28 protein-coding genes and 3 tRNA genes are annotated in these 26,635 nt (G+C 71.3%); 15 read left to right on the forward strand and 16 right to left on the reverse strand.

Annotated elements, in window-relative coordinates; translation table 11 throughout:
- Positions 1 to 63 precede the first annotated feature (63 nt).
- Positions 64 to 2,127, reverse strand: coding sequence for a carboxypeptidase-like regulatory domain-containing protein (locus tag HNR20_RS15180; protein WP_184180406.1), 2,064 nt, complete (start codon positions 2,125 to 2,127; stop codon positions 64 to 66).
- Between the two features lie 160 nt (positions 2,128 to 2,287).
- Between HNR20_RS15180 and HNR20_RS15185 the strand changes: the two genes are divergently transcribed.
- The 5 genes from HNR20_RS15185 (at position 2,288) to amcA (ending at position 6,986) form a co-directional block, all read left to right on the forward strand.
- Positions 2,288 to 2,641: a sterol carrier family protein gene (locus tag HNR20_RS15185; RefSeq protein ID WP_184180408.1), complete on the forward strand. Its 354-nt coding sequence runs from the start codon at positions 2,288 to 2,290 to the stop codon at positions 2,639 to 2,641.
- A gap of 167 nt (positions 2,642 to 2,808) precedes the next feature.
- Entirely contained in the window at positions 2,809 to 4,347 is a 1,539-nt protein-coding gene (gene purF / locus HNR20_RS15190; RefSeq protein WP_184180410.1) for an amidophosphoribosyltransferase, read from the forward strand.
- Positions 4,348 to 4,404: 57 nt separating this feature from the next.
- Complete coding sequence (gene purM, locus HNR20_RS15195; RefSeq protein ID WP_184180412.1) at positions 4,405 to 5,559, forward strand: phosphoribosylformylglycinamidine cyclo-ligase; 1,155 nt, start codon at positions 4,405 to 4,407, stop codon at positions 5,557 to 5,559.
- A gap of 127 nt (positions 5,560 to 5,686) precedes the next feature.
- A complete protein-coding gene (gene amcB / locus HNR20_RS15200; protein WP_308425408.1) occupies positions 5,687 to 6,790 on the forward strand; it encodes a cyclophane-forming radical SAM peptide maturase AmcB in 1,104 nt (367 codons plus the stop codon).
- The gene (gene amcA / locus HNR20_RS15205) at positions 6,759 to 6,986 is read left to right on the forward strand and encodes a multiple cyclophane-containing RiPP AmcA (RefSeq protein ID WP_184180416.1); all 228 of its coding nucleotides are present in this window, start codon (positions 6,759 to 6,761) and stop codon (positions 6,984 to 6,986) included. Before amcB ends, amcA begins: the two co-directional genes overlap by 32 nt.
- A gap of 136 nt (positions 6,987 to 7,122) precedes the next feature.
- Here the strand turns inward: amcA and HNR20_RS15210 are convergent, their stop codons facing one another.
- Positions 7,123 to 7,338: a DUF3073 domain-containing protein gene (locus HNR20_RS15210; protein WP_030332207.1), complete on the reverse strand. Its 216-nt coding sequence runs from the start codon at positions 7,336 to 7,338 to the stop codon at positions 7,123 to 7,125.
- A gap of 300 nt (positions 7,339 to 7,638) precedes the next feature.
- Positions 7,639 to 8,721 (reverse strand): Glu/Leu/Phe/Val family dehydrogenase, encoded by a 1,083-nt coding sequence (locus HNR20_RS15215; RefSeq protein WP_184180418.1) that lies wholly within the window; start codon positions 8,719 to 8,721, stop codon positions 7,639 to 7,641.
- A gap of 195 nt (positions 8,722 to 8,916) precedes the next feature.
- Here HNR20_RS15215 and HNR20_RS15220 point away from each other — a divergent pair, with 195 nt between their 5' ends.
- Entirely contained in the window at positions 8,917 to 9,756 is an 840-nt protein-coding gene (locus tag HNR20_RS15220; protein ID WP_184180420.1) for a DUF8083 family protein, read from the forward strand.
- Between the two features lie 250 nt (positions 9,757 to 10,006).
- Positions 10,007 to 10,216 (forward strand): BldC family transcriptional regulator, encoded by a 210-nt coding sequence (locus HNR20_RS15225; RefSeq protein WP_007073996.1) that lies wholly within the window; start codon positions 10,007 to 10,009, stop codon positions 10,214 to 10,216.
- Positions 10,217 to 10,296: 80 nt separating this feature from the next.
- On the opposite strand, the gene HNR20_RS15230 is transcribed toward HNR20_RS15225, so the two are convergent.
- Complete coding sequence (locus HNR20_RS15230; RefSeq protein WP_184180422.1) at positions 10,297 to 10,686, reverse strand: PPOX class F420-dependent oxidoreductase; 390 nt, start codon at positions 10,684 to 10,686, stop codon at positions 10,297 to 10,299.
- A 54-nt stretch (positions 10,687 to 10,740) separates the two neighbouring features.
- On the opposite strand from HNR20_RS15230, the gene HNR20_RS15235 reads away from it, so the two are divergent.
- Entirely contained in the window at positions 10,741 to 11,520 is a 780-nt protein-coding gene (locus tag HNR20_RS15235; protein ID WP_184180424.1) for a class I SAM-dependent methyltransferase, read from the forward strand.
- 50 nt (positions 11,521 to 11,570) lie between these two features.
- On the opposite strand, the gene HNR20_RS15240 is transcribed toward HNR20_RS15235, so the two are convergent.
- The gene (locus HNR20_RS15240) at positions 11,571 to 11,858 is read right to left on the reverse strand and encodes a hypothetical protein (RefSeq protein ID WP_184180426.1); all 288 of its coding nucleotides are present in this window, start codon (positions 11,856 to 11,858) and stop codon (positions 11,571 to 11,573) included.
- 176 nt (positions 11,859 to 12,034) lie between these two features.
- On the opposite strand from HNR20_RS15240, the gene HNR20_RS15245 reads away from it, so the two are divergent.
- Together HNR20_RS15245 and HNR20_RS15250 are read left to right on the forward strand one after the other, a co-directional pair.
- Entirely contained in the window at positions 12,035 to 12,892 is an 858-nt protein-coding gene (locus HNR20_RS15245) for a 3-hydroxyacyl-CoA dehydrogenase family protein (protein ID WP_184180428.1), read from the forward strand.
- Complete coding sequence (locus HNR20_RS15250) at positions 12,889 to 13,641, forward strand: enoyl-CoA hydratase/isomerase family protein (protein WP_373290973.1); 753 nt, start codon at positions 12,889 to 12,891, stop codon at positions 13,639 to 13,641. The genes HNR20_RS15245 and HNR20_RS15250 overlap by 4 nt, the downstream gene beginning before the upstream one ends.
- A 66-nt stretch (positions 13,642 to 13,707) precedes the next feature.
- Here HNR20_RS15250 and HNR20_RS15255 read toward each other — a convergent pair whose 3' ends face one another.
- Entirely contained in the window at positions 13,708 to 15,051 is a 1,344-nt protein-coding gene (locus tag HNR20_RS15255; RefSeq protein ID WP_184180432.1) for an ABC transporter substrate-binding protein, read from the reverse strand.
- A 155-nt stretch (positions 15,052 to 15,206) separates the two neighbouring features.
- On the opposite strand from HNR20_RS15255, the gene HNR20_RS15260 reads away from it, so the two are divergent.
- Complete coding sequence (locus HNR20_RS15260; RefSeq protein ID WP_184180434.1) at positions 15,207 to 15,596, forward strand: hypothetical protein; 390 nt, start codon at positions 15,207 to 15,209, stop codon at positions 15,594 to 15,596.
- A 74-nt stretch (positions 15,597 to 15,670) separates the two neighbouring features.
- On the opposite strand, the gene HNR20_RS15265 is transcribed toward HNR20_RS15260, so the two are convergent.
- Complete coding sequence (locus tag HNR20_RS15265) at positions 15,671 to 16,111, reverse strand: hypothetical protein (RefSeq protein WP_184180436.1); 441 nt, start codon at positions 16,109 to 16,111, stop codon at positions 15,671 to 15,673.
- Positions 16,112 to 16,238: 127 nt separating this feature from the next.
- Between HNR20_RS15265 and HNR20_RS15270 the strand changes: the two genes are divergently transcribed.
- Positions 16,239 to 16,946, forward strand: a complete 708-nt coding sequence (locus tag HNR20_RS15270) for a DUF2786 domain-containing protein (RefSeq protein WP_184180438.1) — start codon at positions 16,239 to 16,241, stop codon at positions 16,944 to 16,946.
- A gap of 20 nt (positions 16,947 to 16,966) precedes the next feature.
- Here HNR20_RS15270 and HNR20_RS15275 read toward each other — a convergent pair whose 3' ends face one another.
- Positions 16,967 to 17,491 carry an SRPBCC family protein gene (locus HNR20_RS15275; RefSeq protein WP_184180440.1) on the reverse strand — a complete coding sequence of 175 codons (525 nt, stop codon included), beginning with the start codon at positions 17,489 to 17,491 and terminating at the stop codon, positions 16,967 to 16,969.
- A 193-nt stretch (positions 17,492 to 17,684) separates the two neighbouring features.
- Here HNR20_RS15275 and HNR20_RS15280 point away from each other — a divergent pair, with 193 nt between their 5' ends.
- Entirely contained in the window at positions 17,685 to 18,479 is a 795-nt protein-coding gene (locus HNR20_RS15280; RefSeq protein WP_184180442.1) for a hypothetical protein, read from the forward strand.
- Between the two features lie 254 nt (positions 18,480 to 18,733).
- Here the strand turns inward: HNR20_RS15280 and HNR20_RS15285 are convergent.
- The 8 genes from HNR20_RS15285 to HNR20_RS15320 all read right to left on the reverse strand — a co-directional run bounded on the left by HNR20_RS15285 (position 18,734) and on the right by HNR20_RS15320 (position 24,322).
- Positions 18,734 to 18,807: transfer RNA gene (locus HNR20_RS15285), tRNA-Phe, on the reverse strand.
- A 99-nt stretch (positions 18,808 to 18,906) separates the two neighbouring features.
- Positions 18,907 to 18,980 (reverse strand) — tRNA-Asp (locus tag HNR20_RS15290).
- A 52-nt stretch (positions 18,981 to 19,032) separates the two neighbouring features.
- A tRNA-Glu gene (locus HNR20_RS15295) sits at positions 19,033 to 19,105 on the reverse strand.
- Positions 19,106 to 19,258: 153 nt separating this feature from the next.
- Positions 19,259 to 20,044, reverse strand: a complete 786-nt coding sequence (locus HNR20_RS15300) for a polysaccharide deacetylase family protein (protein ID WP_184180444.1) — start codon at positions 20,042 to 20,044, stop codon at positions 19,259 to 19,261.
- A 74-nt stretch (positions 20,045 to 20,118) separates the two neighbouring features.
- Entirely contained in the window at positions 20,119 to 21,063 is a 945-nt protein-coding gene (locus tag HNR20_RS15305; RefSeq protein ID WP_184188490.1) for a MerR family transcriptional regulator, read from the reverse strand.
- Positions 21,053 to 21,673, reverse strand: coding sequence for an isopentenyl-diphosphate Delta-isomerase (idi, locus tag HNR20_RS15310; RefSeq protein WP_184180446.1), 621 nt, complete (start codon positions 21,671 to 21,673; stop codon positions 21,053 to 21,055). The genes HNR20_RS15305 and idi overlap by 11 nt, the downstream gene beginning before the upstream one ends.
- On the reverse strand, positions 21,670 to 23,151 hold the full coding sequence (gene crtI / locus HNR20_RS15315; RefSeq protein ID WP_184180448.1) for a phytoene desaturase family protein: 1,482 nt from the start codon (positions 23,149 to 23,151) through the stop codon (positions 21,670 to 21,672). Before crtI ends, idi begins: the two co-directional genes overlap by 4 nt.
- 28 nt (positions 23,152 to 23,179) lie before the next feature.
- Entirely contained in the window at positions 23,180 to 24,322 is a 1,143-nt protein-coding gene (locus tag HNR20_RS15320) for a polyprenyl synthetase family protein (protein ID WP_184180450.1), read from the reverse strand.
- 64 nt (positions 24,323 to 24,386) lie between these two features.
- Between HNR20_RS15320 and HNR20_RS15325 the strand changes: the two genes are divergently transcribed.
- Positions 24,387 to 25,310, forward strand: coding sequence for a phytoene/squalene synthase family protein (locus tag HNR20_RS15325; RefSeq protein ID WP_184180452.1), 924 nt, complete (start codon positions 24,387 to 24,389; stop codon positions 25,308 to 25,310).
- Positions 25,307 to 26,632, forward strand: coding sequence for a cryptochrome/photolyase family protein (locus HNR20_RS15330; RefSeq protein ID WP_184180454.1), 1,326 nt, complete (start codon positions 25,307 to 25,309; stop codon positions 26,630 to 26,632). Before HNR20_RS15325 ends, HNR20_RS15330 begins: the two co-directional genes overlap by 4 nt.
- Positions 26,633 to 26,635: the final 3 nt, after the last annotated feature.

Here is a 26,635-nt window from a genome sequence, read left to right on the forward strand (position 1 = left end):
ATCTCGCAAAAGCGAAAGGGTCACCCGGAGATCCGGGTGACCCTTTCCCTGCGAGGTGGTCGGTCAGTCGTCCAGCCAGTCGAGGCGTCGGCCGCCCCGCTCGGTCGGCGGCGGGGTGTCCGGTCGGGCCCGGCCGCCGGCCGGCTGGCCGTAGCCGCCCTGGTCGTAGCCTCGGTCGTCGTAGCCGCCGCGCTGCTGCGGGGGCTCCTGGCCGTAACCGCCCTGCTGTGGGGGCTCCTGGCCGTAGCCGCCGCCCTGGTCGTACCCACCGGCTGGTTGGCCGTAGCCGCCCTGGTCGTAGCCTCGGTCGTCGTAGCCGCCGCGCTGCTGTGGGGGCTCCTGGCCGTAACCGCCGCCCTGGTCGTACCCACCCGCTGGCTGGCCGTAGCCACCCTGGTCGTAACCGCCAGCCGGCTGGCCGCCATACCCCGCGGTCGGCTCGGCAGCCCGGCCGCCGTACGGGGCCGGGTCGGGCTGGCCGTACCCCTGCCCCTGCTCCGGCTGGTAGACCCCGGTGGCGTACGGGTCGGCCGGGGCCGGGTACTGGGTGCTGTCGCCGGTGTACCGGCCGGTCGGCTCGTCGTACCGCTCGCCGTAGGCCGCGCCGCCAGCGGGAGCCGGCGGGTAGGCCGCCGTCCCGGCCGGGGCGGCGTAGTCACGGCTGCCGTAGCCGCCACCGGAGGCGGGCGCGTTGCCATAGCCGCCGGAGGCCGGAGCGCCGCCGTAGCCAGCGCCGGAACCGGGCGCGGCACCGTAACCGTCACCGTAGCCGCCCTCGGCGCCTGCCGGAGTGCCGTAGCCGCCGCCAGAGGCGGGAGCGTTGCCGTAACCGCCACCCGACGCGGGGGCGTTGCCGTAGCCACCGGCGCCGTACCCACCGGGTGCTGGCTCGTCGCCGTAGCCGGCACCGCCCCAGCCCTGCTGGGGCGCACCGCCGTAGCCCTGCGCCGGGGCACCGTACGGGTCCGGCGGGACGTCGTCGACCACCGGGCGGTGCATCATCGTCGGCGCCTCGCTCAGCGCCGCACCGCCGACCATTGTCGGGTCGGCCCCGACGCCGGGCCGACCGCCCGCCATCCGGGTCTGGTCGTCAGCGCCGCGGAACCCGCCGCGCGACGGCGGCACCACAGCGCCGCCACCATTCGTCGCCGGGGCGTCGTCGTCGCCGCCGCTCTCCTTGCGCTTCATCCAGAGCAGCACGATCGTGCCCACACCGGCGGCGACCAGGAGGCCACCGAGCAGGATGATCAGGTAGGAGCCCGCGCCGCCGCCGCCTTCGTCGCTGTTCGCGGCGTTCGCCGGAGCACCTGGGCTTGCCTCATCGGTGGCCTGGTCCTCCGTGCCCTCCTCGGTCGTCTCCTCGGTGGGAGTGGCCTCGGGGGTGGCGGACGGCGTGGCGCTGGGCGTCACCTCGACCTTGATCGCGAGGCTGATCCGTTGCCCGGTGATGGCCTGCCCGGCACTGGCGTTGATCGTCTTCCTGGCCACCACGTTGTCGAAGGTGGCACCCAGGTCGATCCGGCCCGGTGCGATCGGGTTGGCCGTGCTGCCGGTGAAGCGGAAGTTGCCGCTGCCGTCGCTGGTGGTGTCGAAGGTCTTGCCGGTGCTGTCCAGCAGCATGACCACGGCGTTCGGCACCGCCTTGCTGTCGGCCTGGGCGACCACCTTGCCGGAGATCGACTGCACGGTCTGCTTCGGCGGCGGCGCGGCCGCCTTGCCCTTGACCGTCAGCGCGACGGTGGCGGTGCTCGGGCCGGAGTCGGCCTCGACGGCCACGGTGACGGTGGCGGTCGCATCGCCGGCATTGTCGTTGGCCGCGATCCTGACCAGCACCGACTTCGGCTGAGGGCTGCCCAGGCCTTGGAAATCAACATCCCCGCAGCCGCTGGCGCAGCTGACGCCTGAGGGCAGACCGGAGAGACTGATCTTCGCGCTCCGGTCGTTGTCACCGGGAGTGACGCGCACGGTGACCGTGGCGTCGCTGCCGGCATTCACGGAGACCGAGTTGGGGGATACCTCGACGCTTGCGGCGAGGGCTGGTGTGGCGGGGACGGCGAGCAGAGCGCCGGCAACCAGCGCTACGACCACACCGGCCCGCTGCTTCCAGGCACGTCGGTGTGTTGACACGTCCACCGCCTTCCGGGCTGACTTCCCTCTGACCGGCGGGGCGCCGGGCCGGGGACATCACGGTTCGAATACGCCGTCGGCAACTATGCCTTGTCCGACTGGATCGGCGCGACCCAGGGCCAGCGTCGGGTGTTCGGCCTGCGGGTCGTAAAGTCCCGTCGTGTCCTCTCCGCACAGTAAGTCCGTTGCCGTTACGGCGGTGTTGTCGGCTCTCGATGAGGGGCGTACGCCCGAACGGCCGGTGTTCCGAGAGGCGGTCCGGTCGTTGTTGGCCGTACTCGCGGAGCGCGCCCCCGGCCGATCGGTGGAGGTGCGTGTCCCACCATACGGTGCGATCCAGTGCGTACCCGGGCCTCGACACACCAGGGGAAACCCGCCAAACGTGGTCGAGATGGCTGCCGACACCTGGGTGGAGTTGGCGACCGGGAGGATCGGGTGGGCGGAGGCGGTCACCGAGGGTCGCGTCCAGATGAGCGGCGTCCGGGCGGACCTCTCGGCCTATCTGCCCCTCTAATTATTTCGGAGTCCTACTCAGCGTCACACCCAGCACGGGAATCGTGACTATCTGTATTGACGGCGTTTCGCGTACACTGTCAGGCGACGACAGTGGTCCCGGCAGAGGAGTGTGGATCCGCCCGTGATCCCGCCCGGCCGGTCCAGACCAGCATGAGGGAGCGGTAGGTGCCCCGAGGCGACGGCCGGCTGAGCCACGACCTTGACCCCCAACGACCTGGCCCGCAAGACGCCTGTGGTGTCTTCGGCGTCTGGGCCCCCGGCGAAGAGGTTGCCAATCTGACCTACTTCGGCCTCTACGCCCTGCAGCACCGCGGCCAGGAGGCGGCGGGCATCGCGGTGAGCGATGGCTCGGGTGTGGTGGTCTACAAGGACCTTGGCCTGGTGGCCCAGGTCTTCGACGAGCCCACCCTGGCGAGCCTGCGCGGCCACCTGGCGATCGGGCACGCCCGTTACTCCACCACCGGCGCATCGAACTGGGAGAACGCCCAGCCGACGATCCGGTCGACCACCTCCGGCACGACCATCGCGCTGGCCCACAACGGCAACCTCGTGAACACCGCCGAGCTGGAGAAGGAGGTCGCCGAGCGCGGCCTCGTCGCGGATGGTTCGACCAACGACACCTCCCTGGTGACGATGCTGCTCGCCGGCCGACCGGATCTGTCGGTCGAAGCGGCGGCACTCGAGGTGCTGCCGCAGCTGCGCGGGGCGTTCAGCTTCGTCTTCATGGACGAGTCGACCCTCTACGCGGCCCGCGATCCGCACGGCGTCCGCCCGCTGGTGCTCGGCCGCCTGGAGCGCGGCTGGGTGGTGGCCAGTGAGACGGCCGCACTGGACATCGTCGGTGCCAGCGTGGTCCGCGAGGTCGAGCCGGGCGAGCTGATCGCGATCGACGAGAACGGGCTGCGCTCGACCCGGTTCGCCGCGCCGGAGCCGAAGGGCTGCCTCTTCGAGTACGTCTACATCGCCCGTCCGGATGCCACGATCGCCGGGCGCAACGTCCACGCGGCGCGGGTGCAGATCGGTCGGCAGTTGGCCAAGGAGCACCCGGTCGAGGCCGACCTCGTGATCCCGGTGCCCGAGTCGGGGACCCCGGCCGCGATCGGCTACGCGGAGGCGTCCGGCATCACCTACGGTGCCGGCCTCATGAAGAACCCGTACGTGGGGCGCACCTTCATCCAGCCGTCGCAGACCCTGCGTCAGCTCGGCATCCGACTCAAGCTCAACCCGCTGCGGGAGAACGTCCGGGGCAAGCGGCTGGTGGTCGTGGACGACTCGATCGTGCGCGGCAACACCCAGCGGGCCATCGTCCGGATGTTGCGTGAGGCGGGGGCGCTGGAGGTGCACGTCCGGATCTCCTCCCCGCCGGTCAGCTGGCCGTGCTTCTACGGCATCGACTTCGCCACCCGGGCGGAACTGCTGGCCAACGGGTTGGACAACGACGGCATCCGGCGCTCCATCGGCGCCGACACGCTGGGTTACGTCTCGCTTCCTGGCCTGATCGCCGCGACCGAGCAGCCGAAGACCCGGCTGTGTCGAGCGTGTTTCGATGGGGAGTACCCGATCGAGCTGCCGGCCGGCAACCTGATCGGCAAGCACGTGCTCGAAGGGGTGGGCCGACGCGTCGCCAACTCGGCGCCGGAGGCCCCGGAAACCAACGGCTCGTTCGTCGCCACTCCGGGTGGCGTTACCGCAAACCGCCCGTAGCACCAACCGGCGCGGCCCGGCCACCGCCGGCGGCACCGAGAACCAAAGGGGAGAACCGTGACGCACGTGTCCGAGCGCAGCGGCGCAGGAAGCAGCCCGACCGGCGCCGGCGGCGACCGCCAGCCCTGGACGGGCGGTGCCGGCCGCCAGGCGCGCAAACGCTCGGTCTCGTACGCCGACGCCGGCGTCTCCATCGACGCGGGCGACCGCGCGGTGGAGCTGCTCAAGTCGAAGGTGCGGCAGACCCGCCGCCCCGAGGTGCTGGGTGACCTCGGTGGCTTCGCCGGCCTGTTCCGGCTGGACACGAAGAAGTACAAGAGCCCGATCCTGGCGTCCTCCACCGACGGGGTGGGCACCAAGCTGGTGATCGCCCAGCAGATGGACATCCACGACACGGTCGGCATCGACCTGGTCGCGATGGTCGTCGACGACCTGGTGGCCTGCGGTGCCGAGCCGCTCTTCCTGCTCGACTACATCGCCACCGGCGAGGTCGTTCCGGACAAGGTCGCCGAGATCGGCGCGGGCATCGCCGACGGCTGCCGCTACGCGGGCTGCGCGCTGCTGGGCGGGGAGACCGCCGAGCACCCCGGCGTGCTCCGTCCGGACGAGTACGACATCTCCGCGACCGGTGTCGGCGTGGTCGAGGAAGCCGACATCCTCAGCCCGGACCGGGTCGAGGTGGGCGACGTGGTGATCGCCATGCGTTCGTCCGGCCTGCACTCCAACGGCTACTCGCTGGTCCGGCACGTGCTGCTCGGCGCGGCCCGGATGCGACTGGACATCGTGATCGACGACTTCGGTCGGCAGCGGACCCTCGGTGAGGAGCTGCTCACCCCGACCAAGATCTATGCCAAGGACTGCCTCAAGCTGATCGCCGAGGCCGAGGTGCGGGCACTGTCCCACATCACCGGCGGCGGCATCCCCGGCAACCTGGTCCGGGTCCTGCCGGAGCACGTCGACGCGGTGGTCAACCGGTCCACCTGGAAGCCGCAGCCGATCTTCGACCTGATCCAGTCGAAGGGTCGGATCGACGACCAGGACATGGAGTCGACCTTCAACATGGGCGTTGGCATGTTCGCCATCGTGTCGGCCGAGGACGCTGACCGGGCGCTGGCCACGCTGACCGGCCGTGGGGTCGAGGCGTGGCAGGCCGGCGAGATCATCGAGGGCACCGGCAACGTGCAGATGGTCGGTCAGCACACCCGGGGCTGATCACGCTCTGGTGATCGTACGGGCACCTGATCAGGGCTTCACCCGAGTGGCCAATGCCGCCTAGCCTGAAGGGCTCAGGGCTAGGCGGAGGAGGGTGATGGCTGCTCGGGGACGCTCGTTCAGCGGGATGCGCGGTCTGGCTGCCGTTCCGTCGTACGTCGTCATGCAGCCGACCACCCTCTGCAACCTCGACTGTGCGTACTGCTATCTGCCGTTTCGTGCCGCCGACCGGCGGATGCCGGTGTCGGTGGCCGAGGCGGTCGCGGCGGCGGTCGAACCCTGGGCGGCGGCCGGCCGGTTCTCGGTGGTGTGGCACGGCGGTGAGCCGCTGGCGGCCGGCCGGGAGCACCTGGCCGACCTGATCGCGCCGTTCGGGCCCGAGGTCGAGCACCACGTGCAGACCAACGCGACCCTGATCGACGACGACTGGTGCGACTTCTTCGCCCGGCACGAGATGCGGGTGAGCGTGAGCGTCGACGGGCCCCGGGCGCGCAACGGCGACCGGGTCAACCGGGGCGGCCAGCCGGCGTACGACCGGATCCTGCGCGGCATCACCACCCTGCGTCAGCGCGGCCTGCCCTTCTCCGCGTTGGCCGTGGTGTCCCGGCCGGAGCCGGGGCTCGCCACCGAGCTGTACGACTACTTCCTCGAGTTGGGCTGCGACGTGTTGGGCATCAACATCGAGGAGACCGAAGGGGTCAACACCCGCGACAACAGCCACGACCCGGCGGCGGTGACCGGCTTCTGGGCCGAGTTGGTCGCGGCCTGGCGTCGGGAGCCCCGGATTCACCTGCGCGAGATCGAGTGGTCGCTGCGTTACGCCGCGGCGGTGCTCGACAACTCGGCGGACGGGGTGCTGCCCCGCCGACTGGACCCGATCCCGACGATCGGTCACGACGGCTCGGTGACCGTGCTCTCCCCGGAGTTGGCCGGCTTCACCGACCCCCACTACGGCGACTTCAGCAGCGGCAACGTGCTGACTACCCCACTGGCGGAGATCCTCAGCGGTGCGGCGGCGACGCCGTGGGTGGGAGAGTTTCTGGCTGGGGTGGAGGCGTGCCGGGTGTCCTGCCCGTACTTCGGCTTCTGCGGCGGTGGCCATGCCGCCAACCGTTACTTCGAGCTGGGGCGTTTTGACGGCACGGAAACCGAGCACTGCCGCAACAGCAAGATCCGCCTATTGGAGGGAGTGTTGGAGCATGCCCGAGATCACCAGTCACCGGCGGCCTGAGCGCGAAGCGGACGACGGCGTCATCGAACGGGTGCGGGAGGCGGGTCCTGCGCTCGTCGAGCTGCTGCAGGAGGCCGAGGACGCGCGGCGGCTGCGCTCCGAGGTATCGGGAGGCGACGGTGCCAGCGCGGTCTGCGCATGGAACCACTTCGAGAACATCCCGACGTTCTACAACTGGAACAACCGCCCGCGCTGACGGGAGCCACGATCGGGGGCCTGTCGAGCGACCGGAGTGGTTCCGGTCGGGTCAGGCCCCTGATCGTCGGCAACTGCACCTGCACGGGACGTGCGTGAGCACGCGGACTGACCGCGTGCTCAGTTGCGTCGAGAGGTCAGCGGGTCGGACGGACCCAGGGATCCGGATCGTCGTCCGCGTGATCCTCATCATCGTCGTCGACGAACTCTTTAGAGTCGTCGTCGAAGTGGTGCTCAGACTTACCAGCACCCGCCAGTTCGCGCTGCAAGGCGGTGAGGTCGGTGTTCGGGGAGTGGTACTTCAACTCCCGGGCCACCTTTGTCTGCTTGGCCTTAGCACGGCCGCGCCCCATGGCTCGACCCCCTCGCACAGAATGCGGGGCAGCCCGAAGGCGGGCCCCGATGACGTCAGGCATCTCTCGTGGCTCTTACGGTACATGGGGATGCCACCGTTCGGCACCTCGGGTTACCGTCAGCCGGCTCTGCGCGTCGCGTCGATCCGGCCGTCACCCAGTGTACCGGGTAAGGAGCGGAACGGTTAGCACCCGTGACACCGGACAAACCGCATCAAAGTTGACCCGGGTTCAGCTTACTGGCCTGCGCCGACAAAGGGGGCCCGGAGGCGGATCCCGTCGATCCGCCCCCGGGAACGCTCAGCGCAGGTGGATCGCGCGGAGACGGCCGACTTCCGCCATCCGCCGCTCCGCCAGCCGATCAGCGGCGACCGCCGGCGGCACGCCCTCGGCGTCAGCCAGGCGCAGGATCTCGCGGGTGGTGTCGTAGATCCGGGTCGCCCGCAGCTTCGCCCGGTCGAAGTTGAAGCCCTCGATCTCGTCGGCCACCTGGATGACACCGCCCGCGTTGACCACGTAGTCCGGGACGTAGAGGATGCCCCGGTCGGCCAGCAGCTTCTCGATGCCCGGGTGGGCGAGCTGGTTGTTCGCCGCCCCGGCCACCACCTTGGCGCGGAGCGCCGGCACGGTGTCGTCGTTCAGGGCGCCACCCAGCGCGCACGGCGCGTACACGTCGATGTCCGCGGCGACCAGCGCGCTGGCGTCGTCGACGAGGGCGACCTGCGGGTGGTTGGCGCGCACCCAGGCCAGCGCCTTCGGGTTGACGTCGGTGGCGACCACCTCGGCACCGTCGTCGAGCAGGTGCCCGGTGAGGTACTTGCCAACCTTGCCCAGCCCGGCCACACCGATCCGGCGGCCCTGCAGGCTCGGGGTGCCCCAGACCTGCTCGGCTGCCGCCCGCATGCCCTGGAAGACGCCCCAGGCGGTGAGGATCGACGAGTCACCGGCACCGCCGTGCTCCACGCTGCGCCCGGTCACGTAGCGGGTCTCCCGGGCCACGACGTCCATGTCCGCCACGTACGTGCCGACGTCGCAGGCGGTGTAGTAGCGACCGCCCAGCGACTCCACGAAGCGGCCGTACGCGCGCAGCAACGCCTCGCTCTTGATCTGCTCAGGGTCACCCCAGATGACGGCCTTGCCACCGCCCAGGTCCAGCCCGGCGAGCGCGTTCTTGTACGCCATCCCGCGCGACAGGTCGAGCACGTCGGCGAGGGCGTCCTCCTCGCTGGCGTACGGGTAGAAGCGGGTACCGCCGAGCGCCGGCCCCAGCGCGGTGGAGTAGATCCCGATGATCGCCTTCAGGCCGCTCTGCTTGTCCTGGCAGAACACGACCTGTTCGTGACCGGTCGAAACCGGGTCGTCGGTGCTCGCGAATACACCCATGGTTGGCTCCTGGAGTGGTGTGCGCCCTTGTGGGACGCGGACCTGTTGGACCCCGGCGGGGATGCTGCCGGTCTGATCGAGCCTAGTATCGGCCGCCGTGAGGGCGCTCGACGCGCCGCCGCCCGTCCCACGTTGCGGCGCGCGTGGTCCCGGCCGCTGACCGCGTACGGGTGCGGTTCGTGGGAGGATCGCGCCGTGCCGTCGCTCTTCGCTTCTTACCTGCGCGTGTACGAACCGTTGACCGCCTTCGATCGAGACCGGCAGAGCTACTGGCGCCGCTATGTCTCGGAGGGGCGGGCGGTGGCCCCGGTCGAGGGTCCCGGCCGGCAGCGGACGGCGGTGATCGAGGCGCTGGGTGCTGGCTGGACCCGGCTGCCCGACCTGCCGGAGGAGGCGTACGTCCTGGAGACGGACGACAGCCTGCTGGTCTGCCCGTGGAACTTGCGGATCCGGGTCGCTGAGGCGGCTCTCAGCGCCCGGGACGGGGTGCCCTCGGTGCTCGCCGACGCCTTCGTGCCGCCGGTGCTCGCCGGACAGGCCAGGGCGGTCGTCGACGACTGGCGCAGCGGGGCCCGGGTGCTGGAGCACGGGGTGCCCCGGGTGCACGAGCAGATCGCCACCTGGGGAGTGCCGCTGCGCTGGTTCGTGCTCTTCGAGCCGGCCGAGCGGGACCTGGTCACCCAGCCGGGCCGACGGGCGCTGCGCTACCGCACCGAGATCTCCAAGGCCCGCCGCCGCTCGTCACGGGCGCTGTCCGTGCTGCGCAAGTCGGTGGGCGAGGCGCCGATCACCGAGGCGGTGGAGGAGGCGGCTCGCTGGCTGGAGGAGTTCCATCCACGGTCGGTGGTCGAGTTGGACTACGGCGGCCTGGTCGACCTGCTCTCTGACGAGACCCTCGCCGCGGACGACTCGCCTGAGCTGGTCGCCGCCGGCCTCGGAGGGCTGTCGCGCGGTGAGGCCGAGGAGGCGTCCACCGCGTACGACAAGCTGGTTGCCCGGTGGCGCGCGGTGCAGCTGTTGGAGCGGTGCAACTAGGGCATATCGCCCGAGGAGCGCTCCCAAGGTGAGGGGTGCTCGTAGTTGACGCATCACGAACCGTGATCATGAGTCCTAATAAGGTAGTTTCTACGGTGTAAAAGTCGTAAAAATCGGGCATGGTTCATCCGTCCGTCTAGGGACCTTCATCCGTTCGGCCCATGTCGGACATCGGGGACTAGCCGGACCATGGGAGACGCGTCGGCCGGCGGGACCCCGGCCGATGTCTATACATGTGGAGGAGTGACCGATGGCATCGCGAACGCACGAACCAGAGCCGCTACTCACGCCGGCCGAGGTGGCGTCGATGTTCCGTGTCGACCCGAAGACGGTGACCCGGTGGGCAAAGGCGGGCAAGCTCAGCGCCATCCGCACCCTGGGTGGCCACCGTCGATACCGCGAGTCGGAGGTCAGGGCGCTGCTGCAGGGTCAGATCCCGCAGCAGCGGCAGGGCGACTGAGCGGCACAGGTTTTTCCGGTCAGGGGCGGTGGATCTCGATCCGCCGCCCCTTTCCATGCTCGGCCGACGTCAGACCGACCTCAGCGCTGGCCCTCAGTCAGCGTCACACGGATGCCGACCGTCCCGCCCTCGCCGTGGCGAAACCGGCTGCCCAGCAGGCTCAGCCGGCCGATCAGCCGGTACTTGTGCTTGAGCAGGTCGCGAACCCGACCGGTGTCACGACCCCCACAGATCGTGGCGCGCGCTGACACCTCCGCACCGTGTGGCCGACCCCGCACGTCGCAGGGTGCCACGGTCACCTCGCCGTTGTTGCGGATCCGCTTGACCTTGCCCGAATCGGCCCGGGTCCAGACCGCCAGGGCCTCGCCGTCCCGGACCGCCCAGACCGGGGTCGGCACCGCCCGACCGTCCTTGCGGAAGGTCGTGAGCAGGAGATATTTCTCGGCCGACAGCCGGTCCAACGTGGTCACGCCGCCAGGATACGGCCGCTGTGGGCCGTCGAGTGGCCGGATAGCGTGAACGTCGTGACGGGTGATCCTCTAATCGGTGACGTGATCGGTGAACTGCTGCGGGACGCGCTGGCCGTGGCCACCGGGGTGGGCCCTCGACCGCTGGTCGGCGGTCGACTACCTCGGCCGGTCATCGAGATCATCGAACGGGATGACGGCCTCATCAATGGCGCGCCGGCCGCGCACTACCTGGACGGGCCGCAGGAGTGGCAGCCGTACGACCATCGGGCGGTGGACCGGGTCCGCGGCGAGACACTCGACGTCGGCACCGGCGCCGGCCGGATCGCGCTGCTGCTCCAGGAGCGCGGCGTGCCGGTCACCGGGCTGGACATCTCCGCGGGCGCGCTGGCGGTGAGCCGGCGTCGCGGCGTCCGGCGGCTGGTGCAGGGCACCGTCGACACGCACGTCGCCGACGGTCAGCGGTACGACACGTTCCTGCTGCTCGGCAACAACCTCGGACTGTTCGAGGGCCGGGAGCGTGCCCGGGGGTTCCTGGCCGCGCTCGCCGCGCTGGCCCGACCCGGGGCGCAGATCATCGCGCACGGCACCGACCCGTACGGCACCCGCGACCCGCTGCACACCGGCTACCACGAACGCAACCGCCGTCGGGGCCGGCTCGGCGGCCAGCTACGCCTCCGGCTGCGCTACCGGGAGCTGGGTACCGAGTGGTTCGACTATCTGGTCTGCTCCGCCGACGAGTTCGCCGCGCTGGTGCACGGCACCGGGTGGCGGCTGACCGATGTGGACGACCGGGACGCCCCCTACTACCTGGCCACCCTGCGCCTCGCCGACTGAGCGTCGGCCCCTGCGCTGCACGGTGCGAAGCGCAGGGGCCGGCGTACCACTCAGACCTGGACGGTCGGGGGGAGCTGCTCGGGCGGGAAGCCGCCGTCGCCGTCGACCACCTCGTCGGGGGTGCCGTCCTCGTCGATGTCGACCATGGTGATGTCCACCTTGCCGTCGCCGTCGGTGTCGAACTGGAACAGGTCGGCCTTGCCGTCGCCGTCGGTGTCCACCACCCACACGTCCGTCTGGCCGTCGTTGTTGGTGTCCGCGCGCAGCAGCTCGACCCGCTCGTCGCCCCGGGTCTCCACGATCTCCCCGTCGGTGACGTGCTCCGGTGCCTGGCTCATGTCGACTGGTCCTTCCCTCGGTTGACGGGCCGTCAATACCCGATCCCGCGCTCCCCCAAGCATGGGCCGGGTCGTCGAGCTGTCTAGGGTCGCACCATGAGCGAGCCGAGCGGGCGGAACACCCGGGCCGGTGTGGCGGGGACCCCGCGCGCCGGCGGGCGGGACAGGGAGGCGTGATGAGCGATCGTTTCGTGGTCGTCGGTGCCGGCACGATGGGGCTCGGCATCGCGTACGTGGCGGCCGGGGCCGGGCACGCCGTCGAGCTGGTCGAGGTGGACCCGGAGCGGGGTGCGACAGCCCTGAACCGGCTCGCCGAGCTGTGGGAGCGGGCGGTTCAGCGCGGGAAGTTGAGCGCCGACGAGGCCGCTGCGACCCGGCAGCGGGTCACGCTGCGCCCCACTCTGGCCGAGGTCGCTCCCGCCCCCGAGGTGATCGTGGAGGCGGTGCCGGAGCGACTCGACCTGAAGCGGGCGGTGCTGCGTGACGCCGCCGCGCTGCACCCGGCGCTGCTGGGCAGCAACACCTCCAGCATCGCCATCGGTGAGCTGGCCGCCGAGCTGGACGCGCCCGAGCGCTTCCTCGGCCTGCACTTCTTCAACCCGGTCTGGGCGATGGCGCTTCTGGAGATCGTGGTCGGCCCGGCCACCGCCGAGAAGACCACCGAGGCGGCCGTCGCGCTCGCCGGCCGGTTGGGCAAGGACCCCGTCGTCGTACGCGACCTGCCCGGTTTCGCCACCTCCCGGCTCGGGGTCACCCTCGGGCTGGAGGCGATCCGGATGGTCGCCGACGGGGTGGCCAGCCCGGCCGACATCGACAAGGCGATGGTGCTGGGTTACCGGCACCCGATCGGCCCGTTGGAGCTCACCGACCTGGTCGGCCTCGACGTGCGGCTGGACATCGCCCGCACCCTCCAGGCCGCGTACGGGGATCGCTTCGCGCCGCCGCCGCTGCTCGTCGAGATGGTGGCCGAGGGGCGGCTGGGTAAGAAGTCCGGGCGCGGCTTCTACCAGTGGAGCGGCGGGGTCAAGCAGTGAGCGCGAGGAACGGGCTGCGGATCGAGGAGCAGCCGGACCGGCTGGTGGTCACCCTGGACCGGCCGGAGAAGCGCAACGCCATCGACGCCGACCTGATCGCCGAGTTGCACCAGGTCTGCGCCGAGTTGGAGGCCCGCCCACGGCTACTGCTGCTGACCGGTGGCGCGGCCGGCATCTTCGCCGGTGGTGCCGACATCGCTCAGCTTCGGGAGCGGGGCCGTACGGACGCCCTGGCTGCAATCAACTCGGCCGCCTTCGCCCGGATCCGGGCGCTGCCGATGCCGACCGTGGCGGCCGTCGACGGCCCGGCGCTGGGCGGCGGCGCCGAGCTGGCGTACGCCTGCGATCTGCGGGTGTGCACGGCGCGGGCGGTCTTCGGTCAGCCAGAGGTGCGGTTGGGCATCCTGGCCGGCGCTGGCGCGACCCACCGGCTGCCTGCGTTGGTCGGTGAGGGCCGGGCCAAGGAGTTGCTCTTCACCGGCCGGCGGGTGGATGCCGAGGAGGCGCTGCGGATCGGTCTGGTGAACCGGGTGGTGGACGAGCCCGCTGAGCTGCTCCCGGTGGCGCACGCGTTGCTGGACGAGATCGCCCTGGGCTCGGCGCTGGCGCTGCGGCTGACCAAGCTGGCGGTGGATGCGCCCGCGGCCGCGCACCCACAGCTCGATCTGGTCAGCCAGGCGGTGCTCTTCGAGGACGAGGAGAAGCACCGGCGGATGACCGAGTTCCTGGAGCGCCGCCGGCCGCGGTGAGCCCTCGAAAGGAAACGGCCGCACCGGCGGGAGCGCCGGTGCGGCCGTCGTGGCCCTGTGGTGGTGTTACTGCCGGATCTGCACCCCGGTGTCGGCCAAGCCGCGGATCACCTGGGCGGACTCGCCGAAGCCGATGATCAGCACCGCGTCCGCGCCGAAGTCCTTGATCTCCTTCGCGCCGCCGCTGAAGTCGACCGGCGGTGCCTTGGCGTCCGCCGGTGGCTCGTACGTCAGCAGCTTGAGCCGGTCGCCGGCGACGCCGGCCTTCTCCAGCTCTTCGCGGACGGTGCCCTGCAGGCCCTCACCGTAGGAGTCCTTGCGAGCGACGATCACGATCTTCTGCGACCCGTCGCGGAGGATGACGTCGGCCAGCGCCCGGCCCTGGAGGCTGTCCGGTGGGGCGGTGCGGAAGTAGAGGCCGTTGTCCTCCACGTCGGTCAGGCTGCTGTCGGTGTTGGACGGCGAGAAGAGGATCTTCCCGGCCTGCACCACGTCCGGCAGCACCGCCCGGGAGATGCCCGAACCACCCGCGCCGATGATCACGCTGACGCCGTCCGTCACGTGCTTGGCCACCGTCGCCTTGGCCACCGTCGGGCTGGTGCCGTCGTCGCCATCCAGCCAGGTCACCGGCTTGCCCAGCGCGCCACCAGCGGCGTTGATCTCACTGATCGCCAGCGCGGCGCCGGCGGCCATGGGCGGGTACGCGATGGCCAGGTCACCGGTCTTCGGCAACAGGCCGCCGAGGATCAGCGGTTCCTGCTCGGCATTCCCGCCAGGGCGCTGCTTCTTCGGCTTCGGTGGCGTCTTGGTGCTCGCCGCCGACTCGATGCCCGCGCCGACGAACTCCGTCTTGCCGTCGTTGATCTGCTGCCCGTCGAAGGTCAGCGTGGCGTAGCTGGCGGTGGCCGGCTCACCCTTGTCGGTGAAGCCCGCCCGGCTCAGCGAGACGCCGCGGTACTCGATGTCCTGCCCGTTACGAGCCAGCGCGAGGCAGGTCGCCGTGTCCTCGCAGCGCTGCCCGTCGTTGGTCACGGCGACGATCTGCTTCGCGATGACTGCCGGATCGGTGCTTCCGGCCAACTGGGCGGCGAGCACGGCGATCACCACCGCGTCGTACGTCTCGGCGGAGTACAGGTAGTCCGTCAGCGCCGGATTTACGGCCCGCAGACGACTCTTGAAGTCGTCGGGCAGCGGGACGAGTGGCGTGGTGCCCTTCATCCCGTCGACGAGACTTGCACGTTCCTTCAACTCCGCGGGATAGGAGTTGAGCATGTTGCCGTCCGTGCCATAGAGGCGCACCTGTTGGGCGCTGGCCTCCTTGGCCTTGTCATCCCCGCAAGCGCTTGTGGCGAGCAGGATCGTCGCGCAGGCAGCCAGTGAGGCCACCCGCGAGCGGCGTGATACGAGCATGGTCGTCCTTCCTCCGGCGAAGGTCCGCTGCGCACATTAGCGTGCCGAGGCCGGCGGCGGGACCGTGGAGGTGGCGTAAAGCGCAGGTAGCTCGCGTTGAACACGGACAGTGACGGTCGGCCGGGGCCTTGACCATGCGTCCTACTGTGCGCTGGGTGACGGACCTACCACAGCAGACGTTCGACGACGCGGCCGCCGTGCTCCGCTCGGCGCTGACCGGGGATGGAGACGCGGTGGTGGGAGCGTTCGACGCGGTCGTCGACCGAGCCGGCCTGAGTGGCGCGTACGGGGTCGCCTGGTGTCTGGCCGCGACGATGCTCGGTGACGCGCCGGCGGCCAGCGGAGCAGCGCTGGACTTCCCGGGAATCGACCAGGCGGAGTACGACACCCGTTGGGTGGCCCGCTTCGTCAGCGCGTACGCCAATCGGGACGAACCGACCGGCGAGGCGTTGTTCGGCGCCGCGGCAGCCGACGGGCTGCTCCCCGACTGCCTGCTCACGCTCGCCGGCTCGACGATCGCCACCCTGCGCAGCCGCGCCGGGTGAACGGTCGTGCCGGTCGATGTACCGCCGGGTCACGGCGTCCGTCGGGGGGCGGACGCCGCGACCGCGCGAACCACTCAGAAGGCGTGGTACGCGATCAGCGGCTCGTACTCGTACCGCAGGTTCTCGAAGCGGACCCGGAAGTTGACCCCGTCCCGGACGTCGGTCGCCACCGTGATCCAGCCCGAGTTGGCCGGCAGGTAGGTCCAGTAGTTGCAGGCGCTCGTCTTGTCGACGAAGATCACGCACGCCTCGGTGGCGTACACGCTCGCGTTGCGGACGTTGATGTCGCGACAGCGGGTCGTGGTGCGGTACTGGCCGGCTGAGCCGCCGTAGCGGCCGGTCTCGAAGTACGACCGGACCGCCCCGCCGTAACAGGTGGCGAGCGGGGCGAACGCGTTCACCCCGGTGCCGGTCGGCGTGACCGGTGTGACCGGTTCGGCCCGCGCGGGCGCGCCGGTGAAGAGCAGTGCGGTGACCGTGGCGACGGCGAAAAGGCGAGCGGTGGGGGATGACATGCATGCCTCCGGGAACAGTTGGTGGACCGTTCGTATTGGACTGATCATCCGAACGTGACGTTGATAGTCATCGATCTATTGCGGCGCGCGCCCTGTGGTGTCCGGCCCGTGTGATAGCTCTGTAGGCATGTCCGAGGCCATGCTCAGCAAGGTTCGCAAGCTGCTGGCTCAGGCCGAGGACCCGGCCTGTACGCCCGCCGAGTCGGCCGCGTTCACCGCCAAGGCGACCGAGCTGATCGCCCGCTACGGCGTCGACCGCGCACTGCTCGCCGCTCGTGACCCGACCACCGACCCGGTCGGCGACCGGGTCCTCGACATCGTCGCCCCGTACGCCCGCGACAAGGTCGGCCTGCTCGCCGCGGTTGCCGAGCCACTGCGCTGCCGCTGCGTACGCCGCCGGCAGGGCAATGGCTTCGCGCTGCACCTGTTCGGCTTCGCCAGCGACCTGGAACGGGTCGACCTGCTCTTCACCTCACTGCTCGTGCAGGCGGCGCATGGCCTCGCCGCCACCGCGGTGCCTGCGGACGACCATCCCGCTGCCTTTCGCCGGTCCTGGCTGGCCGGTTTCGCGCAGGTGATCGGGGGCCGGCTCTGGGCGGCGGAGACGGCGGCGGCCACCGAGTCGGGCACACCGTCGGTGGCGCTGGTGCTGGCCGACCGGTCCGACCGGGTGCAGCGACGGCTCGCCGAGGAATACCCGCAGCTGCGCACCGCGCCGCCACGCAGGCTGGGCGGCACCGGCTTCGGCTCGGGGGCGGAGGCCGGCCGCCACGCGGACCTGGGTGGTCGGGACCTCAGCGGTAACGCCGCCCCGGAACGGCAGCTCGGCCGTTGACGAGCGCGTGACGGCGACGGTCAGGCGGGGGTGGGGCGGTGGCGCGACACCGCGGTCACGTAGCGGGTGAGCAACTCGTGCCAGCCGGCGGTGAGCGCCTTGCGATATCCCTCGGCAGCCTCGCCGTGCCGGTCGAAGTGTCGGTGCTCCAGCTCGACCCGGGTGCGCTCCGACCCATCGGGCTGAAACAGCACCTCCACCTCGCTGGCTCGGGCCGGGTCCGGCACCGGCACCCGGTCCGGGCCGATCTGCCAGACGAAGACCAGCCTGCGCGGCGGGTCCCAGGTGAGCACCCGGCCCCAGTCGGCGCGGAAGCCGTACGGGCCGAGCTCGTAGAGCATCCCGCCAGCCCGCGGCTCCATGCCCAGCTCGGCGAGGGCATCGGGACCGGACCAGGTGTACTCGGTGACCCACCAGTCGGTCAGCTCATCGGTGAAGACCCCGAACGCATGCTCTGCGGAGGCCGGGACGAGGAGGCTGCAGCGTAAGGAGAACCGGTCGGAGTCCTGCCGGATGTCGGCCGGATCACTCATCTCCTGTCCCATAGGCCCGGACCATACCGGCTGATGCCTGGGTGTGCAGCTTCGCACGGTGCCCGGTTCCGGACACTCGGTTGCCGAGCCGGCACCGAACGGACGCGTTGCCGAGCCGTCACGGACGGGATGCGCCGCCGGAAAGCGGGTAACCGCGCCGAACGGCCCGGATGACCGGGCCGGCGTGCAGGCGGGGCGGGAGAGCATGAGCGAGAACGCGCAGCAGCGGGAGCCAGGTCGTGTGGACCCGGACGTCCTGCTCGACATTCCGAAGGTCTCCGTCGATGTGATCCGGCTGGCGGTCGACGGCCTGGACGCCGACCTCTCGCTGCGGGCCCGGGTGGCCAACCTGCTGCAGGTCGACGCCGGCGTACGGGTGCACCTGAGCGGTGGCGAGCTGGACGTCAACGGAGTGCACGCCGAGGCGCAGCTGCGGGTGCGGTTGGAGCAGTTGGCGAACATTCTGGGGCGCGCGCTCGACACGCTCGACAACAACCCGCAGATCATCGAGGCGCTCGCTCGGACAGCCGCCACCGCCGTTGACGACGGCCATCGCGGCGCACAGCAGTTGGCCGGGGCGTCGGCGCGGCGCTCCGATGGCGTACCCGAGGAACCGGGCCCGGAGGCGGGCGCGCTCGCCGACGGTGTTCGACCAGGTCGGCGGCACGGGGAGCGGCACCACCCCGCGGGGCAGCGGCCCGTAGGCCCGGGTGACGGGCGACGGCCGGCCGGGGCGGGCTGGGGCGCTGAGGCCCCGGCGGGGTCGCCGACGGGGCAACCCCGCAATCGACCCGATCAGTCGCCCGCCCCCGGTCCGAGCCCGTCCGGAAATGGTGACGGCGGCGGCGGTCTGCCGGGCGGGGCGCACGCTGCGGCGCAGAGTGCGGCTCAGCTCGCCGAGCAGGCCGGCGAGACGCTGCGACAGGCCGGGCGCAGCGTCTGGGAGGCGATTCAGGAGGGCATGGCGCAGCACCGCCAGCAGGGGCGCCGCGACCAGTGAGGTCCGCCCAGCCGGGTCCGACGTAGCCGCCCTGGGCGGGCACTGCCGCCACACATGATCGACTCAATGTCGGCGACATCGCGGTATCAGGGCGGTGGGATGCCCCAATATCCGGGAGATCGAGCGGATCTCGCCGGACTAACGCGGGCGGCCGGGAGTGGTCGATCCGGATTGTCGGCGAAGCGCCGCAAACAGCAAGATCCCCACCTGCGTTTCCGCTGGCGGGGATCTCTGTAGCCCGGCGAAAGGCTATGTGGCCAGGGGCGGGGTCGAACCGCCGACCTTCCGATTTTCAGTCGGACGCTCGTACCAACTGAGCTACCTGGCCGTACCGCTCGGCTCATGCTACCCGGCAACCGGACGAACCGGCGGCAGGGTGACATGCTCCGATACGCAGAACGCCGCGCGAGGCGCGGCGTCAGCGCTGCGGTCCTGACGGGACTTGAACCCGCGACCTCCGCCTTGACAGGGCGGCGAGCACTCCAACTGCTCCACAGGACCTAGCTTGTGTTGCTCCGACTTGCGCCGGTATTGCTCCGGCTTACGCCGGTCGTGCCCCCAACGGGATTCGAACCCGTGCTACCGCCTTGAAAGGGCGGCGTCCTGGGCCGCTAGACGATGAGGGCGGCCCCGCCATCATTGCACATTGCAACTTCAAGCGGACTTGCTCCCATCCGGCCCCGCCGGAGGCTTGGAAAGCATACGTGATGCCCGGTCGGTCGACAAAATCGGTATGGGCAAGGGCTTTGAGCGGGGCATAACTGCAGGTCAAGGCCGGTCTAGCGGAGCCGGGTGATGCCGAAGCGCTGCTTCAGGTCGGCGATCACGTGGGGGCAGGCGGCGAGCGTCGCAGCCCGATTTCCGCCCCCGTCATGCAGCAGCACGATGGAACCGGGGCGGGCGGAGGAGTGGACTCGCTTACCGATCGTGGCGGCGGTCGGCTTGTCCCAGTCCTGCGGGTCGACCGACCAGTGCAGGGGGCGCATGCCAAGGTCCTTCGCCACCGCCAGCACCTCCGACGTCCACCGGCCACCCGGCTGCCGGTAGAAGGACACCTTCGCGCCGGGCGCCGCCGCCTGGATGGCCTTGTTGGTGCGATCCAGGTCGGCCTTGATCTCGGCGACAGGTCGCCGAGCCAGGTCGAGGTCGTGTCGCCAGCTGTGGTTGCAGAGCTGGTGGCCCTCGCGGACGATCCGGCGGACCAGCTCCGGGTGACGCTGCACCTCGCGACCGACCACGCAGAAGGTGGCGGTCACCTTGGCGGCCCGCAGTTGGTCGAGCACCCTGGGTGTCCAGGCCGGGCTGGGCCCGTCGTCGAAGGTCAAGACCACTGGGCGTACGCCGGTGTTGCGCCGCAGGCCGGTGGGGAGCTTGGCCGGCAGCGGTCGCAGCGGAGGCTTGGGCGGCTTGGCGACGGTGGGGTGTGGCGACGGAGTGGGGGCGGGCGTGGTCGGTTGCACCGGCTGCGGTGCGCCGGCGGGTGCGATGGTTCGGTCCGGTTGGGCACAGCCGGACAAGACCAGCGCCACGGCGAGGACGGACGCCAGGACGGCGCGGGCTTGCATCTGCTCGCTCCCGGGGGGTCGGGGTAGGCGGACCACCCGACGGTAGTTCACACCGTCAGCGGGCGACAGTGCGATCAGTCACGCCTCGACTGGTCCAGCGAGTCGCGGACCGCGACGGCGAGCGAGACCGCCTCGGCCAGGTCGACCGGCCGCACCACCCCCGCGGGGAGCGCGTCGGCTCGCCAGCCGGGGCCGGCGGCGAGCACCAACAGCGGGCGGCGGGGAGCCGCGAGCAGCGCGCTGAGCTGATCCGGGTCGGCGGTGGCGCGGGTGTGCGACCAGAGCACCACAGCAGCCGGTCCGGTCCGGTTGACCGCCTCGACGAGGGCGGGCACCGGCACCCGGGCGCCGAGCGCCCGGTAGCTGACCCCGGCCTCCGCGAGCGCGGCGGCCAACGCCTCCAACGGCAGTGTGTGCTGCTCCTCGTCGGCGCAGGAGAGCAGGATCCGGGCCGGCCCGGCGGGAACCTTGGCCCGACTCGCTGCGGCGAGAGCCTCCGAGACACAGCGGGACACCAGATGTTCCACCTCGATCAGACCGGCGGTGGCGGCGTGGCGTTCGCCAATGCCGGCGAGCACCGGGCGCAGCAGGCCGTCCCAGGTGGCGACGACCCCGCCAGTAGCCAGGGCATGCGCGATCGTTTCGCTGATCGCCGCCGCGTCCAGCCGCATGGCGGCCCGGGCCAACCCGCGCGCTGTCGGGCCGGCGCGGCCCACCGGGATGGTTCCGCCGCCGTCCCGACCGGGTCGGTGGATCCGGCCGGCGGTGACAGTGCCGGTGGGCGTTTGATCCGGTGCCTGGCGGGCCCAGCGGGCCGCCTCCGCAGGGCTCACCCCCTCGGCGGTGAGCCGTCGCATGATCTCGAGACGGGCCAGGTCACTGGCCGTGTATCGGCGGTGGTGACCGGGGATGTGCTCGCTGGGCCCGAGCCCGTAGCGCTGGTGCCAGGTGCGCAGGGTCGTCACCGCGACCCCCAGCCGGCGTGCGACCGCGCCCGCGCTCAGCGCCTCATCGACCACCCGGCCGCTCCGCCGTGTCATCCGCCGACGATCCGGGCGGGGTCACGGCCGAGCCGGGTGCGGCCGGCGTGGCCCCCGAGGGGCGCAGCAGCCGGTTCACCACCCCGCCCAGCCAGGGCGCGTACGACCGGGGGTCGACGTCCAGTTCGGCCTCCAGCGCGGCGGGGTCGGCCCAACGCAACTCGGCCACCTCGTCCGGGCTCGGCAGTAGCGGGGCCGCGGGCAGGAAGTCGCCCCGCAGCACGTGGTCGTACTCGAATTCGACCCGACCGGTCGCCGGGTCCTCGGCGTAGTAGACGTAGACGCCGACCTCGGTCAGCTCGACCGGGCCCGTGCCCAACTCCTCGCGCAGCCGCCGGTTGGCCGCCTCGGTGAGCGACTCGCCCGGCCGGGGGTGGCCGCAGCAGGAGTTGGCCCAGCGCAGCGGGAACCGGGTCTTGACCGCTGCCCTGCGCTGAAGCAGCACCTGACCGTCCGGGTCCACCAGCAGCACCGAGAAGGCCCGGTGCAACTGCCCCGGCGGCTGGTGTGCGGCCGCGACGGTCATCTCGCCGTGGGCCTTGCCGGTCTCGTCGACCAGCTCGACCAGGTGCTCCTCGCGGGTGTTCATCGGCCTTCCCCGGTGATTCGGCCGGCGGCGAGCTTGCCGGAGATGAGCACCATCGGTACGCCGACCCCGGGTTGGGTCCCGGAGCCGACGAAGACCACGTTCGACAGGTCGCGGTGCAGGTTCGAGGGGCGGAACGGGCCGGTCTGGAAGAGGGTGTGGGCGGCGGCGAACGGGGTGCCAGCGGCCATCCCCTGCTCCTCCCACTCGGCAGGGGTGATCGCCCGCAGCACCTCGACCCCGGCACCGAAGCCGACGTAGCCGCGCTCCTCCAGGGTGCCGATCAGTTGGTCGCTGTAGCGCTGGGTCAGGTCACCACGCCACTCGAACGGGGCACGCTGCAGGTTGGGCACCGGGGCGAGCACGTAATAGGTGTGCCGGTCCGGTGGGGCCACCGTGGGGTCGGTCCGGCTCGGGTTGGTCACCAGCAGCGACGGGTCGGTCATGAGTTCCCCCCGCCGGATGACCTCATCGAAGGTGCCCTTCCACGCGCGTCCGAAATGGATGTTGTGATGGGCGATCTTCGCATAGGCCTGTCGGGAGCCGACGTGCAGAACGACGCAGGACGGGGAGTAGGTGAGCCGGCGCTGCCGAGCGGCGGGGAGGAGGTCCCGGTAGGCGACCGGCAGGTCGGGGTTGAGCACGACCACGTCGGCCGGCACCAGTTCGCCGTCGGCGGTGAGCACGCCGGTGGCGCGGCCGTTCGCCGTCTCGACCCGGGTCACCGTCGTGTCGTACCGGATCTGCACGCCGTGCTTCTCGGCGGCGCCGGCCATCGCCTTGGAGACCGCGTGGATGCCGCCGCGCGGGAAGTAGACGCCGGCCACCGAGTCGAGGTACGCGATGACCGCGTAGATGGCGAGCGCGTCGTGCGGTGCGAGGCCGGCGTACATCGCCTGGAAGGAGAAGATCCGCTGGGTACGCGGGTCTCGGAAGAATTGGTTGATCTTTGTTTGGAGGCGTCGGAAGGCCCCACCGCTGAGCAGCTTGAGCAGGTTGCCAGTGATCAGGTCGGTTGGCGCGTCCAGGTTGCGCTCGATGAAGTCGGTCCGCTCCAGGCGCCACAGCTCCCGCGCGTAGTCGACGAAGCGCAGGTAGCCGTCGGCCTCGCGTGGCCCGCAGACCCGGGAGATCTCGGCCGCCATCCGGGTCGGGTCGGTGAGGACGTCCAGGGTCGAGCCGTCGGGGTAGTACGCCCGGTAGGCAGGGTCGAGCGGGGTCAGGTCGAGCCAGTCGCGCAACTCTTCACCGACCGCGCCGAGCGCCTCGGCGATCAGGTCGGGCATGGTGAGCACGGTCGGGCCGGTGTCGAACTCGTAGCCGTCCACGCCGAGCCGGCCGGCTCGCCCGCCGGGCACCGGCTCGCGCTCCAACACGGTCACCTGTCGGCCGCTGCCCGCCAGGTGCAGCGCGCAGGCGAGCCCGCCCAGCCCGGCCCCGACGACCACCACCCGGTCCGTCCGTCCTGTCACCGTCCGCACGTGACCACCTCCTGGAAGAAGTCGAACATCAGGCTCGCCGGTTGGTGACGGCGGTGGCCAGCCCGGTCAGCGCGGTCCGCGCCGTCCGGTCGACGGGTGCGGTGTCGAGCGCGACCAGCGCGTCGCTCACCCGCTCGGCGATCATCCGCTCCACCCGGGCCACCGCGCCGGTTTCGGCGACCAGTTCGGCGAGCCGGTCGACGGGTCCGTCGGCCGCCCGCTCCAACGCCCTGAACTGGGCCGGCGTGGCCAGCTCCTGAGCCAGCATGAGCAGGGTGGTCGGTTTGCCGGTGCGAAGGTCGTCGCCGGCCGGCTTGCCGGTGGCGGCCGGATCGCCGTAGACGCCGAGCAGGTCGTCGCGGAGCTGGAACGCTTCGCCGACGGCCAGGCCGTAGCGGGTGTACGCGGAGGCCAGCGGGTCGTCGGCGGGCACCCCGGCCAGGCAGGCGCCGAAGAGCAGCGGTCGCTGGACGGTGTAGCTGGCGGTCTTGTAGCGGGCGACCCGCAGTGCCCGGTCGACCGACCAGCTGACCGGGTCGTTCTCGCCGAGCACGTCGAGATATTGCCCGGCGACCGTCTCCACCCGCATCTGGTCGTAGCAGCGGCGGACTTCGAACAGGCGGGCCGGTGACACCGTGGCGTGGGCCAGCAGCCGATCGGCCCAGACCATGCAGAGGTCGCCGATGAGCACGGCGACGGCCTCGCCGAACCGCTCAGGATCACCCCGGTGGCCTGCGGCGATGTGCTGCTCCGCGAGCGCGATGTGCGCGGTGGGACGGCCGCGACGGGTCTTGGACGCGTCCATCACGTCGTCGTGCACCAGCGCGAAGGTGTGCAGCAGCTCCAGCGCGGCCAGCGCGGGTAGCACCGGCGGCAGTGGCTCGGCGCCGCCGACCGCTCCGCGCCAACCCCAGTAGGCGAACGTGGACCGGATCCGTTTGCCGCCGGCCAGGACGGCCTCTCGCGCGGCGGCGGCGAAGCTGCCCATCGATGTGTCGACTTCGGTGAGGGAGTTGACCTCGGCGGTGAGGAAGGTGGTCAGGGTCTCGTGGACCGCCGTGACCAGATCATGGGTGTACGCGGCCAGAACGGCACGCACCGGGTCGTCCCCGTCGCCCGGCACTGCCGCCGCCACACGAGTCGCATTGCCCGCAACTGCGTCGTTGGCCATGCGGCTGAGCGTACCCTAGGCTACGAGTTGCGTCGATTGGTGCGTCGATAAATGAGGAGGGCCGGTGGACACTGATCTCACCGCTGCCTATGACCGGTGCCGTGACCTGCACAAACGCCACGGCCGCACCTACTATCTCGCCACCCGACTGCTCCCCGCTTGGAAACGACGACATGTCCACGCCCTCTACGGGTTCACCCGGTTCGCGGACGAGATCGTCGACCGCACCGAGGACCTGCCGCCGGCCGAGCGGGCCGCCCGCCTCGACGACTGGGCCGGCCGGTTCATGGCCGGCCTGCACGGTGCGCCGGTCGACGACCCGCTGCTGCCGGCCGTGCTGCACACGATCGCGGTCTTCGATCTCGACCGGGACGATTTTGCGTCGTTTCTGAAGAGCATGGCGATGGACCTGACCGTCACCACGTACCCGACCTACGACCACCTGCTCGACTACATGGAGGGCTCGGCGGCGGTCATCGGCACCATGATGCTGCCGATCCTGGGCAGCTCCGACCCGGCCGAGGCTCGGGAACCGGCGCGGCAGCTCGGCTTCGCCTTCCAACTCACCAACTTCATCCGGGACGTCGCGGAGGACCTCGACCGGGGCCGCACCTACCTGCCCGACGAGGACCTGGCGAAGTTCGGGGTCACCCACGACGAGCTGGCCAAGGCCCGCGCCCGGGGCCGCGGCACGTCCCGGACCCGCGAGCTGATCGAGTACGAGGTGACCCGTGCCCAGGCGCACTACGCCGCCGCGGCGCCGGGCATCACCATGCTGGCGCCGGCCTCGCAGGCCTGCATGCGTACCGCGTACGCCCTCTACGGCGGCATCCTCGACGAGGTGGCCGCGCAGAACTACGACGTCTTCGTCCGGCGGGCAGTGGTGCCGCAGCGGCGACGGATGGCGGTGGCCGCACGGTCTCTGCTCACCTCGACCGGTACACCGGTCACGATCCCGGGGCCGACGATCCACCCGGCGGCCCGGTGACCGCGAGCACCGCGATCGTGCTCCTCACCCGCGACCTGCGGGTGCACGACCACCCGGCGCTGGCCACCACCTGTGCGGCCTTCGACCGGGTGGTGCCGCTGTACGTGCTCGACCCGGAGTTGGCCGGCCTGTCGGCCAACCGCACCCGGTTCCTGCACCAGGCCCTCGCCGACCTGCGCGCCCAACTGCGCGAGTGCGGTGGCGACCTGGTGGTGCGACACGGTGACCCGGTGGCCGAGACGATCCGGCTGGCCGGCGAGGTCGGTGCCAGCGCGGTCGCGCTCTCCGCCGACGTCAGCCACCACGCCCGCCGTCGGGAGCGGCGACTACGTGCCGGGTGCGAGCAGCACCGGCTGCACCTGCGACTGTTTCCCGGGCTGACCGTGGTGGAGCCGGGCGCGCTACGGCCCGGTGGCGGCGGCGACCACTACCGGGTGTTCAGCCCCTACCACCGGGCCTGGGCGGCCAAGAAGTGGCGCGAGGAGTTGGCCGCCCCGCGCCGGGTGGCGCTGCCCGACGGCGTGCGCGTGGGCAGCCTGCCGGCACCGCCGGCCGGGGACTCGCCGGACGCGGCGGTCGGTGGCGAGCGGGTCGCCCGGCAGCGGCTCACCGACTGGCTGCCCGACCTGAACCGGTACGGCGATCAGCACGACGACATGGCCGGCGACGACACCTCCCGGCTCAGCCCGTACCTGCGCTTCGGTTGCGTGTCCCCGCTGGCGGTGGCCAACCGCGCCGGGGACCGGTCCGGGCCGTTCGTCCGTCAGCTCGGCTGGCGGGACTTCTACTACCAGGTCACCGCCGCCTTCCCGGAGATCTCGACCTCGGCGTACCGACGGGGTGCCACCGAGCAGTGGCGCTACGATGACGACGCGCTGGCGGCCTGGACCGAGGGGCGGACCGGGATGCCGATAGTCGACGCCGGGATGCGGCAGATGCGGACGCAGGGCTGGATGCACAACCGGGCCCGGTTGATCACGTCCGGCTACCTGACCAAGCACCTCGGGCAGGACTGGCGAGCCGGGGTGGCGGTGTTCTTCCGCTGGCTGCTGGACGGGGACGTGGCGAACAACTCCGGCAACTGGCAGTGGGTCGCCGGCACCGGCAACGACACCAAGCCGTACCGGGGGTTCAACCCCGTCCGGCAGGCCGAACGGTACGACCCGGCCGGCGACTACGTGCGCCGGTGGGTGCCCGAGCTGGCGGGGGTGCAGGGCAACGCCATCCACCAACCGTGGAAGCTGCCCGACCAGGTCCGTCGCACGCTGGACTACCCACCGCCGCTCACCGTTCCCGGCACCGACCCGGTCTGGCTGCGCTGACGC

Origin of the sequence: Micromonospora parathelypteridis (genome assembly GCF_014201145.1) — a bacterium.
GTDB lineage: Bacteria > Actinomycetota > Actinomycetes > Mycobacteriales > Micromonosporaceae > Micromonospora > Micromonospora parathelypteridis.

Bases quoted from the DNA above. Each gene is read 5' to 3' on its own strand.
- amcB (WP_308425408.1), top strand. From the start codon at position 5,687: ATGCGCGGTCTGGCTGCCGTTCCGTCGTACGTCGTCATGCAGCCGACC.
- HNR20_RS15255 (WP_184180432.1), bottom strand. From the start codon at position 15,051: ATGCTCGTATCACGCCGCTCGCGGGTGGCCTCACTGGCTGCCTGCGCG.
- idi (WP_184180446.1), bottom strand. From the start codon at position 21,673: ATGAACACCCGCGAGGAGCACCTGGTCGAGCTGGTCGACGAGACCGGC.
- HNR20_RS15240 (WP_184180426.1), bottom strand. From the start codon at position 11,858: ATGAGCCAGGCACCGGAGCACGTCACCGACGGGGAGATCGTGGAGACC.
- HNR20_RS15215 (WP_184180418.1), bottom strand. From the start codon at position 8,721: ATGGGTGTATTCGCGAGCACCGACGACCCGGTTTCGACCGGTCACGAA.
- HNR20_RS15265 (WP_184180436.1), bottom strand. From the start codon at position 16,111: ATGTCATCCCCCACCGCTCGCCTTTTCGCCGTCGCCACGGTCACCGCA.
- HNR20_RS15280 (WP_184180442.1), top strand. From the start codon at position 17,685: ATGAGCGAGAACGCGCAGCAGCGGGAGCCAGGTCGTGTGGACCCGGAC.
- HNR20_RS15210 (WP_030332207.1), bottom strand. From the start codon at position 7,338: ATGGGGCGCGGCCGTGCTAAGGCCAAGCAGACAAAGGTGGCCCGGGAG.
- HNR20_RS15275 (WP_184180440.1), bottom strand. From the start codon at position 17,491: ATGGGACAGGAGATGAGTGATCCGGCCGACATCCGGCAGGACTCCGAC.
- amcA (WP_184180416.1), top strand. From the start codon at position 6,759: ATGCCCGAGATCACCAGTCACCGGCGGCCTGAGCGCGAAGCGGACGAC.
- HNR20_RS15300 (WP_184180444.1), bottom strand. From the start codon at position 20,044: ATGCAAGCCCGCGCCGTCCTGGCGTCCGTCCTCGCCGTGGCGCTGGTC.
- HNR20_RS15245 (WP_184180428.1), top strand. From the start codon at position 12,035: ATGAGCGATCGTTTCGTGGTCGTCGGTGCCGGCACGATGGGGCTCGGC.
- HNR20_RS15270 (WP_184180438.1), top strand. From the start codon at position 16,239: ATGTCCGAGGCCATGCTCAGCAAGGTTCGCAAGCTGCTGGCTCAGGCC.
- HNR20_RS15225 (WP_007073996.1), top strand. From the start codon at position 10,007: ATGGCATCGCGAACGCACGAACCAGAGCCGCTACTCACGCCGGCCGAG.
- HNR20_RS15320 (WP_184180450.1), bottom strand. From the start codon at position 24,322: ATGGCCAACGACGCAGTTGCGGGCAATGCGACTCGTGTGGCGGCGGCA.